General features: G+C 60.6%; 6 protein-coding genes. 1 reads left to right on the forward strand and 5 read right to left on the reverse strand.

Annotated features, from left to right (window positions below):
* Nucleotides 1-77 precede the first annotated feature (77 nt).
* Together E9229_RS17545 and ftsY are read right to left on the reverse strand one after the other, a co-directional pair.
* Nucleotides 78-2138, reverse strand: a complete 2061-nt coding sequence (locus E9229_RS17545; RefSeq protein WP_183512945.1) for an acyltransferase family protein — start codon at nt 2136-2138, stop codon at nt 78-80.
* A 623-nt stretch (nt 2139-2761) separates the two neighbouring features.
* Entirely contained in the window at nt 2762-3958 is a 1197-nt protein-coding gene (gene ftsY, locus E9229_RS17550) for a signal recognition particle-docking protein FtsY (RefSeq protein WP_183512946.1), read from the reverse strand.
* A 36-nt stretch (nt 3959-3994) separates the two neighbouring features.
* Between ftsY and E9229_RS17555 the strand changes: the two genes are divergently transcribed.
* Nucleotides 3995-5254 carry an MFS transporter gene (locus tag E9229_RS17555; protein WP_183512947.1) on the forward strand — a complete coding sequence of 420 codons (1260 nt, stop codon included), beginning with the start codon at nt 3995-3997 and terminating at the stop codon, nt 5252-5254.
* A 35-nt stretch (nt 5255-5289) separates the two neighbouring features.
* Here E9229_RS17555 and E9229_RS17560 read toward each other — a convergent pair whose 3' ends face one another.
* From E9229_RS17560 to smc, 3 genes are all read right to left on the reverse strand, one after another.
* Nucleotides 5290-6795, reverse strand: coding sequence for a glycosyltransferase family 2 protein (locus tag E9229_RS17560; protein ID WP_246380948.1), 1506 nt, complete (start codon nt 6793-6795; stop codon nt 5290-5292).
* A 191-nt stretch (nt 6796-6986) separates the two neighbouring features.
* Nucleotides 6987-8837: a glycosyltransferase gene (locus tag E9229_RS17565; protein ID WP_183512949.1), complete on the reverse strand. Its 1851-nt coding sequence runs from the start codon at nt 8835-8837 to the stop codon at nt 6987-6989.
* A gap of 11 nt (nt 8838-8848) precedes the next feature.
* Complete coding sequence (gene smc / locus E9229_RS17570; RefSeq protein WP_183512950.1) at nt 8849-12445, reverse strand: chromosome segregation protein SMC; 3597 nt, start codon at nt 12443-12445, stop codon at nt 8849-8851.
* Between the last annotated feature and the right edge of the window lie 216 nt (nt 12446-12661).

A 12661-nucleotide genomic window follows, 5' to 3' on the forward strand; every position in this document is an offset into this window, starting at 1 on the left:
GAAGGCATCCACGACGGAGTCCCCTGGCCCGACCTCGGCAGCCCGGAGCGGATCGAGGTGCCTGGGGGCGCGACGGGCTATTTGCCCACCACCTGCTCGATTTTCCTTTCCAGGAAGGGCGCGAGCGTCCTGGAGTAAGTTGCCGTGATGTGCGAGGAGTCGAAATACACGATGACGGATCCGATGATGGGCGGGCACGAGTTCTTCGTGCAGAAGAACCCGCTCATATCCACGACATGGATGTCGGGATCATGCAGTGCCTTCGCCGCCGCCGCCACCGGGTCCGGTTGATACCAGGATTTGGGCGTTCCGGAGCAGTCGGCCATCGGATCGCGGCTTCCGGCAATGCAATCGGGAATATTGGGGACGGTGTTTCCCGGGAAGGGGTTGTCCCGGATCACGACGATGGGCGTCCCACCGGCAGACCACTTGGCCAAGAAGTCGCGGTGCCCCTTTTCGGCCGGCTTCACCGACTGGGCCATGGTCATCCCCTGGACCGGCAGGCTGAGCCGGTCAGAGCTGACGATCAGGTCGAACTGCCCATGCGCCGTCTTGTCCAGCACCCATTGGCCGTAGTCCAGGCATCCTCGTGTCCCGGCCTCCGTGCCGAAGGCGGTCGGAATCCCGGTTGCCACGCACCGTGAGGCAAGGAATGTCGAAATCGTCCATCCTCTGTCCTTGGCGATTTCTTGCAGGGTGGGAAGCCAATGCCCCGCATGGGAATTGCCGACTAGCGCTACCTTCGTGGGTCCGTTCCCATAGGTGCATATCGGACGCTTGGAGAAGTCCCCTTCGGACCAGCACCCGTCAGCGTATGCCTGGGACTTGTCAGTCTTGGCTGCCAAGGGCGTCGGGACCAGGCCCAAACCGTTGGATGGAGGGCAGTTATTAACCATTGCCGCACCACCAAAGCAATTCTTGCCGACCTCCAACCTGACTTCCCGCGCCATGGTCAGCACGTCGCTTTGGGAACTTTGGGCCCGATCGGCCATGTAGAGGAACCCACCGCTGAGCAGACCCAGTGACAGCGATCCAACCAGGAGGAACCGTCCGCCAGTGATCATCGTCGAGGTATCCAGCTTCTTGCGGAAGCGGTCCTCCACGAACGTTTTGGTGGCCATGGCCAGCAGGATGCTCAAGGAGATGACACCCAGCTTTCCAGGCCATGCCAGCCGGCCCACGGCAAAGGGCAGGAGCACTATCAACGGCCAATGCCACAGGTAGATCGAGTACGAATGATCACCCAGGAAGCGCGACGGCTTGCTCCCCAGCAGCCATGCCGGAGACCACCGTCCCTCCGCATGGACCCAGATCACTGCTGCTGTTCCCACCACCGGAAGTGCAGCCGTGTAACTCGGGAACGGGGTGGACCCGTCATAGGCGAGCGCCGCAAGAACAACGGCAGCCAGACCGAACCAGCCGATCGCCGCCGCGCCGGTCGAACCCCTGAATGCTCCGGTGGCTTTGGGCAACAGTGCCAAGAGGCCACCGGCTGCCAGTTCCCAACCACGGGTCAGGGTCGAGAAGTAGGCGATGCCCGGGTCCACTGACGTGTAGAAAATGGAATAGGACAGCGATAGCACGAGGATCACGGCAACGCCGAGCAGCGGAATCGAAACCCGGACCGCTTTGGCCTTCGCCGCCAGGAAAAAGAGGATGCCGATGATCAAGGGCCAGAACAGGTAGAACTGCTCTTCCACCGAGAGCGACCAAAAATGCTGTACAGCCGAAACGGCATTGTCAGCTGCCAGATAATCGACACTAGTTGCGGCCAAGGCCCAGTTCTGCACATAGAACGTGGAGGCCAAGACCTGTTGCGACCAGTCTATCCAGACTGTATCCGGAGCCAGCAGCAATATGCCGACCAGTGTCGCGAACAGGACCAGGAAGGATGCCGGGAGCAGTCGCTTGACCCTGCGGATCCAGAAAACCCTGACGTCCTTGAACGAACGTGGCGGGTTCCTGACCAGATGGGAGGTGATCAGAAAGCCGGAAATCACAAAAAAGACATCAACCCCGATGAAGCCTCCCGTCACGTGCGTGGGCCACAGGTGGTAGAGAACCACGAGGCCAACAGCCAGGGCTCGCAAGCCCTGGATATCGCCCCGGAAGACCGCGTCGCGTACCGTCTTCGCCACTAGTAATTCCTCTATGTCGGCCAGACTTGAGACTATAACCGGGGTTCAATGAAGGCTTTGGCACTCTCCCCGGTCCTCAAGACTAGCTTCCCATCCACGCGAACACGCCACACCTAGTCCCAGAGGACGCCGCCAATTTTCCACATGATAAGGCATGCAGGATTTGGCCTATCTGTCCGTGCTGTGAGAGCCGTCCACGTCGGGGATCGCTGAGCCGATGTTGGGAGGGCAGGATCCTTCCCGGCAGAAGAATCGGCCAGGTAAATGAATTGGACGTTCTTCTGGCCAAAGCGGGCCACCGCAAGTCGTGACGCGGGCTACCCGGAGTGTTCACCGAAGTGATCATCGCTCCCGGCCATGCCGTCCGGGATGGTCGAAACGGAGCGCCCCTGGAAGAGGGGATCCTGAATAGGAATCATGGGGTGAGAAGACGCTTGAGCGAAACGTGATAGGGCACTGCAAGGCCCCTGGCCAGTTCATCCAGGCCCGGGGTGATGCCCTGCGCAAGGATTAAGCCGGACCCTTCACGATAGAGGAACGCCTGTTGGAAGTAGTCAAAACAAAAAGACCGGGTGAACCGAGCCTATGGCCCAGTGCACCCGGTCTGAAAGAAAATGACGATCCTAATCGAGCAGCGCGTCCACGAACGCCTCGGCATCAAACGGCGCCAGGTCATCCGGACCCTCGCCCAGTCCAACCAGTTTCACGGGAACACCGAGCTGGCGCTGGATGGCCACGACGATACCGCCCTTGGCCGTTCCGTCGAGCTTGGTCAGCACGATTCCTGTCACGTTGACTACCTCGGCGAAGACCTTCGCCTGTGTCAGCCCATTTTGGCCGGTGGTGGCGTCGAGAACCAACAGGACCTCGTCCACGGTTGCCTGCTTTTCGATGACGCGCTTGATCTTGCCCAGCTCGTCCATCAGGCCGACCTTGTTCTGCAGGCGGCCGGCGGTGTCGATCATGACAATGTCGACTTCCTGTTCGATGCCGGCCCGTACTGCCTCGAAGGCCACCGAAGCCGGATCGGCGCCGTCCACATCGGATTTCACCGTCGGCACGCCGACGCGGTCCCCCCAGGTCGCCAGCTGCTCGGCCGCTGCCGCACGGAAGGTATCCGCCGCACCCAGGAGCACGTCCTTGTTCTCGGCGACCAGCACACGGGCCATCTTGCCGATGGTGGTGGTCTTGCCGACGCCGTTCACGCCCACGACCATGATCACGTTCGGGCGGTCCTTGTGGCGTTCCGGGATGAAGTTGCGGTCCATGGTCGGGTCGACCAGCTTGAGCAGTTCCTCGCGCAGCATGTCGTGGACGCGCTGCGGATCGCGGCTTCCCTCGACTTTGACCCGCTCGCGCAGGGCGTCGACTAGTTCCATGGTCGGTTCGGTGCCGAGGTCGGCCAGCAACAGGGTTTCTTCGATTTCGTCCCAGACGTCCTCGTCGATCTTGTCCTGGCTGAGCAGGGCCAGCAGGCCCTTGCCCAGGGCGGTGTTTGACTTGGCAAGTCGGGCCCGCAGCCGGGCCAGTCGGCCGTAGACCGGCTCGGGGACCTCCGCGGCAGGAGCTTCGGTCTCCTCCGGCATCTCGACGACAGGGGATTCAAGAGCGGTTTCCGGGGCCGCCCCGGGCGAGGAAACCGAAGCTTCGGCGGCCTCGGGCTCAAGCGTGGCCGTCGGCGCCGGGTCGTTGGAGTCGCGCGGGCCGGTGTAGGTATCCTTGGGGGCCTTGTTCGATCGAAGGAGGAAGAAGGCACCGCCGATACCCAGGACGGCCACGACGGCGATAAGGATGATGATCAATGTAAGTTGTTCTGGCACGCCATAAGCTTCTCACAGACTAAACTGGCCACACCTATGTCTACTTCACCCAGCGCCCCCGAGGGTACAGGCCAATCTGCCCCCGCCCTCCCTGGCAAACGCCCGCCGATCCCCCGTGAGATCCGCGTCTTGATTGCCGCGGCCTTCGTCATCGCGATCGGGTTCGGCTTGATCGCACCGATCCTGCCGCAATTTGCCACCAGCTTCAATGTGGGTGTGGCGGCGGCAAGCGTGATCGTGAGCATCTTCGCCTTCACCCGGTTGCTTTTTGCCCCGGTCAGCGGGAAGCTCACCGAGAAACTGGGCGAACCTACCGTCTACGTGACGGGCGTGATGACCGTAGCGGCGTCGACCATTCTGTGCGGTTTCGCCCAGGACTACGCCCAACTGCTGCTCTTCCGTGGTCTGGGCGGACTGGGTTCGACGATGTTCACCGTCTCGGCCATGGCCCTGATCGCCCGGCTTTCACCGCCGGAGATACGCGGACGAATTGCTGGGTTTTACGCGGGGGCGTTCCTGTTGGGCAACGTCGCCGGACCGGTGCTCGGATCCCTGATGATCGGGCTGGGCTACCGGATCCCGTTCTTCATCTACGGTGGGGCACTCGTCGTTGCCTCGGCGATCGTCTTCTTCTCGCTGGCCGCCTCGAAGTCAAGCCGGCTGGCCAACGAGGCCAGCCGGGTGGCCCACAATAAGGCGGCCGCGGTGTCCCTGGCCGAGGCGTTCTCCTTCACTACGTTCCGTGCGGCCCTGGTTTCCGGCTTCGCCAACGGCTGGATGGCCTTCGGCATCCGCATGTCGCTGATCCCGCTCTTCGCCGTCGCCGCCTTCAAGGACGGCGCAGAGCTGGCAGGGCTCGCCTTGGCCATCTTCGCCGTGGGCAATGGCGCTGCACTGACTATTTCCGGCAGGTTCACGGACAAGCACGGCCGGCGCCTGCCGGTGATGCTCGGGCTGATTGTCGCCTCCGTGGCCACGGCACTGCTCGGCTGGGCTGACAACGTTCCGCTGTTCATTGCGCTCTCGGTCATTGCCGGTGCAGGAACCGGATTCATGGGCCCGGCCCAGCAGGCAGCTATCGCCGACATCGTGGGTCAGGGTCGCAACGGCGGCAAGGTCCTGGCCTCCTTCCAGATGGCCACGGACTTCGGTTCGATCATCGGTCCGCTGCTGGCGGGCATGATCGCCGACCGGGCCGGCTTCGGCTGGGCATTCACCGTCAGCGGCGTGATTGGCATCATTGGGGTCATCGCCTGGCTGCCGGTCAGGGAAAAACGGGGCCCAGCGGTCAGCTGAGCGCTTTCCTGAGCGGTCTACTTCCTACCTCACGCCTATACCGCCCGGGGCCTCATGTCGAGGCTGAGATTCCCGTACTTCGTGGAATACGGCAGAATACCGTGCACTGGTTCCTTAGGCAGCTGCACCACGCCCACCACAATGCGGCGCGGCTTTGCTTCGGTCTGCGGGTGATGGACCTGCACCGAACAATCCAGAAGCCCTTCGCCCAGAGCCGTAATCTTGACCAATTCCATGCTCGCGCAGTAGTTTCCTTCTCCCCCCGGCCCTGGACTGAGCTCTGCTTGAAGACGCTGGGTACGCGCCCTGTCGGTGATCTCGAACACGGCACCGGTCGCCGCCGAGGCATCTAATCCAAGCTCGAAGGAAATCCTCAGGGCATCCATGCTCAGATCCTTCAGCAGTGGCAGGCCCTTGCGCGCCATTTCTGCTTCTGCTAGGCGTGTCAGTTCCCCAATGTCACCCCGTCGGATGAGCCTGGTCTTTTCATGGTGTCCGGGATGCAGCGTTCCATCATGGACCTCGGGAACGAACTCGGCCAGGAAGTTGCGATGCGCGGCAATCCACTGGGCCCGGGCCTCGGGAGTAAAGCCCAGGAAGCGTTCCCCTTCGTAAAACCGCAGTCCCTTTCGGACGAAGAGGCCGAGGTTAAGCTTTTCTGCCTCGATCCGGTCGTTGATTCCCTGGCGGACGGTGCCGGCAATATGGTGCAGGGATGCGACGTATCCAGTGGGCTCGATGACGTTTTCACTGATGTTCTGGCCATCATGCCTGGTTCGGATCTCGTAGTAGTCGTAGTCGGCAAGGATCGAAGTGCGTGTGGAAACCATGTAGCACTGCACCATGGCCATCCCATCCTCGAGTCGGACTTTTTCTTCACGGAACGTGATGCCGTTGTCGATAAGCAAGCTGCGCCGGATCATCTTTTGCGGTGACAGGGTGCGCAGGATCGTTTCCATCGGAACGTCCTTGACGGTCTCGCGGAAAAGCGAGGCCTGGACCCGTCGGCCGCCGATGCCCACCATCTTCGGCACCAGGACATCCACTCGGTGCTTCCGCGCATACGAAACCATGCGCTTCAGGGCTTCCGGCCCCAGCCGATCATCGGCATCACAGAAGAAGACATATTCGCCGGTACTTTCGGCGATGCCCACATTCCGGGGCTTTCCGGCCCACCCGCTGTTCTCCTGATGCACCACACGGAAGTTGGGATTCCGTTTGGCATAGACGTCCAAGATCTCGCCTCCAAAATCACTGGATCCGTCATCGACCGCGATGACCTCGAATTCCTCGTGGTCCAGATCCTGGGCTTCTAGCGAGTTCAGTAGCTCGGTCAGGTAAGGCATCGCGTTGAAGACCGGCACGATGACGCTGACGGCGGTCTTTAGCGGCTTCGGAAGGTCAGGCGACGGTACTTGAGGTGCGGCGGCCGCGGGTTTGGAACTGCGGGTCTTCCAGAGTCGAGCAGCCATCTCGGTGTCTCCTGCAAGCTTCGATTTGATAGGAGTAGGTTCCCCTGTGTTTCGACAAGGTGAACCCATGTTTAGCACGCCCTGAGGCTACACTCTACAAGGTACCCGAGTCTTACCAGTTAAACATGGATTCGCCAAATCAAAAAACCCATTACCGGCTCCTGAACTTTGAACGCGCTGAACACCCGCACCACGTCCAAAGTTCAAGAGCCGTTTTAATATGATATATATTGAGAAATTTAACTTGACATAAAATCAATTCACTTAAAGCTTACGTTTCCATACACTGTCAAATAGGGGGTCACCGACAATCTCTTACTGCCTCCAACTCTCAGAAAGTACTCCCTAGCGTTCACCCGAAGTACGACACTCAAGTCCAAAGCTTCTTTATTTTGGCGAAAGGATCCAGCGTCATTCGGTAACCTCACTGTGAAACCGCTAGGATTCCAACGAATCAGTTCAGGTGCCATATATTCAACGCACCTCGAGTCACGGCCCTCCAAGACCACCCCGAAGTTTGCTCGACCAATGGAGCCGCCGAGAAAACCCATCACGTTTACATCCACTTCGAGCGAACCATCAGCAGAAATCACGATCCTCTCAAGTGAAACCGAAACATCCGACCCATAGTCCACCCCTTCCCTTGCTGCCCTCGCTTCCGCGAAAGCCTGTATCCACCGTGCGTGAACACGCGTGCCACGATATTCATCGGCTGCTTTGAAGGCTGATTCAGAAATCTTTTCCCTCCGCTGAGGATCCTCTAGCAAAGAAGCAATCGCCCTAATTGCCTCCGCCACATCTCCATGCGGAATTAGGACCCCCGTCGAGTTATGCTTGATCATGTCGGACGGTCCGTAGTTGGCATCATAGGAAACTGGCACACAGCCACTTCCCATCGCCTCGACCAAAACTAACGGCGCTCCTTCAAAATCACTACAAAGGAGGAGGAATCCGGCCACACTCAGACGTTTTCGCACGTCGGGCGCGTGCCCTAGGAAAGTTACGTGCGACTCCACCCCTAACTGTCGAGTCAAGTCTTCGAGGCTACTTCGCGAGGAGCCTTCGCCCATAATGTCGAGCGTGACAGGAAACCCTGCGTCGCGAAGACCGTATATTATTCGAATGGCTTGATCCACGTTTTTTGATTTTGTCAGACGCCCCACAAAGACGATTTTATTAGAATTCCGCTCATTAGAATCGGGCAGATGTTCCTGTTTTTCAATCGGATTCGAAATCTGCTTCAAATTTCCTTGATTGCCAAATCTAGATATAAAATCTTTTTTCTGGGTATTGGTTAAGAAAGTTATAATATCCCAATCATTTCTCCGCGCGATGGTTTCTTTGTACCCGTCCGCGAGTGGACCGGTCAGCGGATCTGACCCTGGCTTAACGTGAGTGCTATGAAACACGGTGGCCTTGCAGGACTTAGCGCTCTTCCAAGTGGCGAGAAATGAAGCCGCGTACTTACTGTCGACAATGACGTCAATTTCATCATCACCGACCAGCAGTGACAGCCAATCTCGATACATCGCAGCCGCACTCGAAAAGACCTTTGTGATATCTCCAGCCCTAGATACTAGTTGTAAGTTTCGCTTTACTACGCCAGCCTCAGACACAACATCAATGAGATAACACGACCCATCACGACGATAATAATCCTGTCGCTTGGTCCCCTCCTCCTCGGATGTCTCGCGCATGGTCCGGAACAATGACCCGTCGTTCCGTCGGATTGGATCTTCCGTCTCTAACCATTCAAATTTTTCCCAATTAATAATATTTTCTGTAGATATATTAGATATATTATCATTATTTGAATAATAATCATGAAAATTTATAATCGGTATTTCTGCGCTCAAACGACCGTGAGATACGACTTCGTCGATCCGCAACTGAAGATCCGGGTTTGCATCAAAGGTAACGATCGCACTTGGAGTTCCATTGTCATGAAATGACCCAGCCTTTTTCAGGCACACCGCCGTCATCCCGCCGAACTTCTCACCAATTCCCCAAGTAACCATTAAGACTGGACGGTGATGATTAAATAGTGGTTTTGGTTTTGATAATTTAATATTTTTATTCACTTGACTTGTTCCTATTTTATAAATATACATTTAAATACACTTTATTGACTTATCTTTTTAGTTGGATGTCGAACCCGCTGGCTGATCACCATGGATACGCCGTCCCCGCGCATGGTCACGCCATAGAGCGCGTCGGCGACCTCCATGGTCCGCTTCTGGTGAGTAATGACAATCAACTGGCTTGATTCGCGAAGTTCCTCGAAGATCGTGATCAGCCGGCCCAAGTTGGTGTCGTCCAGGGCGGCCTCGACCTCGTCCATGACGTAGAACGGCGAGGGACGTGCCTTGAAGATTGCCACGAGCAGCGCCACGGCCGTCAGTGAACGCTCACCGCCCGAGAGCAGCGAGAGCCGCTTGATCTTCTTGCCGGCGGGCCGCGCCTCGATCTCGATTCCCGTGGTGAGCATGTTATCCGGATCGGTGAGGACCAGGCGTCCCTCTCCCCCGGGGAAGAGCCGGGAAAAGACCCGCTCGAATTGCGCGGCCGTGTCGTTATAGGCCTCCGTGAAGACCCGCTCGACACGCTCGTCGACGTCCTTGATGATGTCCAGGAGGTCCCGGCGGCTGGATTTCAGGTCTTCCAGCTGCGTGCTCAGGAACTTGTGCCGTTCCTCGAGCGCCGCGAATTCCTCCAGCGCCAGCGGGTTGACCTTCCCCAGTGCAGCCAGGTCGCGTTCCGCGCGCTTGAGCCGCTTTTCCTGCTCGGCGCGGTCAAAGGGAGCGCCGCCGGGCACCACCAGCCCGTCCGCATCGACCTCGGCACGCAGTTCGGCCCATTTGCCTGCCGTTTCATCGTGCTGCGGGACGGGAAGGTGCGGACCATAGTTATCGATCAGGTGATCGGCGCTCAGGCCCAGTTCCTCAATGGAACGGTTCTCCAGCGCCTCGATGCGCAGCAGCTGTTGGGCGCGGACTAGCTCGTCACGGTGTACCATATCGGTGAGTTCGGCCAGTTCCCGGGTGAGTGCATCCGAGCTCCTGCGCACCACGGCGAGCTTCTCGTCCAATGCGGTACGGGCATCCTGCAACCCGGCACGCTCCGCGTCGGCGAGCGCGATGGAACCGTCCAAGAATCCGAGCGCTGCTTCCACGGCGCCCGCCACCCGGCGGGCCTTGGAAGCCTGGATGCCGCGTTGCTCCGCCTTGCGTCTTGCCTGTTCACGGGCACGGCGTTCCACCTCGGCTGTGCGCAGCAGGGATTCGATCCTGGACCGTAGGCCATTGGCGCGTTCCTCGGCGCCGCGCAGTCCCAGGCGGGCATCGAGTTCCCGTTGCCTGGCACCGGCGGCGGCATCTGCCAGTTCCCGGTTGCGGTCGATCGCTGCGTCTTCCAGCTCTTCGCCTTCGGGTTCCTCCTGGGCGAGCTCGAGTCGTTCGACGAGTACCGCCAGGGCCTCCTGCTCGGCTTCCAGCTTCCCGGACGCCACCGCGGCATTGCGTTCGAGGCGTTCTCGTTCCTCGGATCCCTGGCGCAAGCTGGCTCCCAGCTGGGCCATCCGCTCGGCGACGGCGGAGATGCGCGCGTCCGAGTCGTGAAGTCGTTCCAATGCCTGTTCTGCCAGTTCGGCGGCCGATTCCAGCTTTACCGTCAGGGCAGCCAGATCGAAGCGGATCAACTCGCGGCGCTGACGGACTTCGTCCAGTTCTGCTTCGGTCGAATCGACAACAGCCTGTTGCTCGATCAGCGAGGGTGCTGCGGCGGTTCCTCCCGCCACTGCTGCAGCGCTGTACGTGTCGCCATCAAGCGTTACCGCCCGCCAGCGCGGATCAGCTGACAACAGGGCCAGGGCCTGCCCGGCATCCTTGACGATGGCCACGTCCGCCAGCAGGTGGGACACGGCTCCGGCGAGTGCGTCAGGAACCTGCACCTGGTCGAGGGCCGGTACCGAGGATGCCGGTGGCACTCCGTTGCCGGGATGACCGGGGACGTCGTGGATGATGAAATGCACGCGGCCACCAGCGGCTGCCTTGAGGTCCTCCAGGATGCCCGCAGCCAGGCCCGGCTCGGCTGCCGAGAGTGCTTCTGCGGCACTGCCCAGGGCTGCGGCAATTGCCGTTTCGTAGCCGGGGTTCACCACGAGTCGAGCGGAGAGCCGGGCACCGATGCCCTCGGCGCCGGTGGCGAGCACGTCTTCGCTCGCATCCTTGCGGGCCAGCCCTAGGCGCAGTGCTTCGTGGCGGGCCTTGAGCGCTCCGCGCCGGGCCGCCAGTTCCTGTTCTTCGGCCTTCAGCGCATCCAGTTGCCCGCGGAGGACGGTTTCCTTCGCGTGCGCCTCCTCGTAGGCGCCGTCCAGGTCCCCTTCACCGTCATGGGCTCCCGCGGCGTCCTGTTCCAGGAGGGTGAATTCGGTGGAGGCAGCGGTCCGGCGGGCGGCCCAGCCGTCCAGGGATTCGCGGATCCGGCCCAGCTCCCCCGCGGCCGACTCGACCCGGGTGCGTCCGGAGCTCACCTGTCCGGCCAGGCGGGCCATGGCCTCACGCCGGTCGGCCTGGGCCCGCAGGTGGCTGGTCATGCGTTCCTGCTCCGCACGCGCTGCGGATTCCGCTACCGCACGGTCTTCGAGTGCCTCCTCGAGCAGGTCTCGCCGGGATTCGATGTGCTCGTCGAGCTCTTCCAGTTCGGAGCGTAGGCGCTCGGCCTGGGCTTCGAGGCGTTCGGGGTTCCTGCCCGCGTCGAATTCCGTCCCTGTGGTGCCCAACAGGCGGGAACGTTCGGTGGCGAGCGCCCCCAGCGAACGGTAGCGTTCGCGCATCGAGCCGAGGCCGTACCAGGTGTCGCGGGCCGCGTTCACCGCGGGCGTCGCCTGGGCGGCTGAGGCTTCGAGCGTGCCCACTTCGGTGCGTACGACGTTCAGGTCGCGTTGAACGACCATGTGACGGGCCTTCTGCGCCGCCTCGGTCTCAACGTCCCGCTCCAGACTGGTGGACAAGGCGACAAGGTCGTCCGCGAGCAACCGGGCCCTGGCATCGCGGGCCTCGAACTGGACGCTTTGGGCGCGGCGGGCCACCTTGGCTTGTTTGCCTAGCGGTGTCAGTTGGCGGCGGAGTTCGGCGCTGAGGTCATTGAGCCGGTTCAGGTTTCCCTGCATGGCGTCGAGCTTGCGAACCGTCTTTTCCTTGCGGCGGCGGTGTTTCAGAATCCCTGCGGCTTCTTCGATGAAACCCCGGCGGTCCTCGGCCGTGGCATGCAGGATCCGGTCGAGCTGGCCCTGGCCGACGATCACGTGCATTTCCCGGCCCAGTCCGGAATCCGAGAGTAGTTCCTGGATATCCAGCAAACGACACGAGGAACCATTGATGGCATATTCGGATCCGCCGGCACGGAAGAGCGTGCGCGAGATGGTGACTTCCGAGTAGTCGATGGGCAGCGCACCGTCGGCATTATCGATGGTCAGTGAGACGTGTGCCCGGCCCAGCGGCGGACGGCCGGAGGTGCCGGCAAAGATCACGTCTTCCATCTTGCCGCCGCGCAGCGTCTTGGCGCCCTGTTCGCCCATGACCCAGGCCAGCGCGTCGACGACATTGGACTTGCCCGAGCCGTTGGGTCCGACCACTGCCGTCACCCCTGGTTCGAAGTCAAAGGTCGTGGCGGAGGCGAAGGACTTGAAGCCTCGGACGGTCAGTGATTTCAAATGCACGGTGGTGGTGGTTCCTGGTTCAGCGGGACTCCCTTTGGTGAACGGAGCGGGCCAGGCTCCATCATATCTCCAGCCACCCCCGGCTCAGCGGCGCCCACACGGTCGCAGGGGGAACTTATCGCGTGCCCGCGCGCGTGAAAGTGTTCATTGCTGCCCCCGGGCAACTACTGTAGGAACAACGGTTCCGTGACACCAGCCACTGAATGATGGCCTGCA

Origin of the sequence: Paeniglutamicibacter cryotolerans (genome assembly GCF_014190875.1) — a bacterium.
Taxonomy (GTDB): domain Bacteria; phylum Actinomycetota; class Actinomycetes; order Actinomycetales; family Micrococcaceae; genus Paeniglutamicibacter; species Paeniglutamicibacter cryotolerans.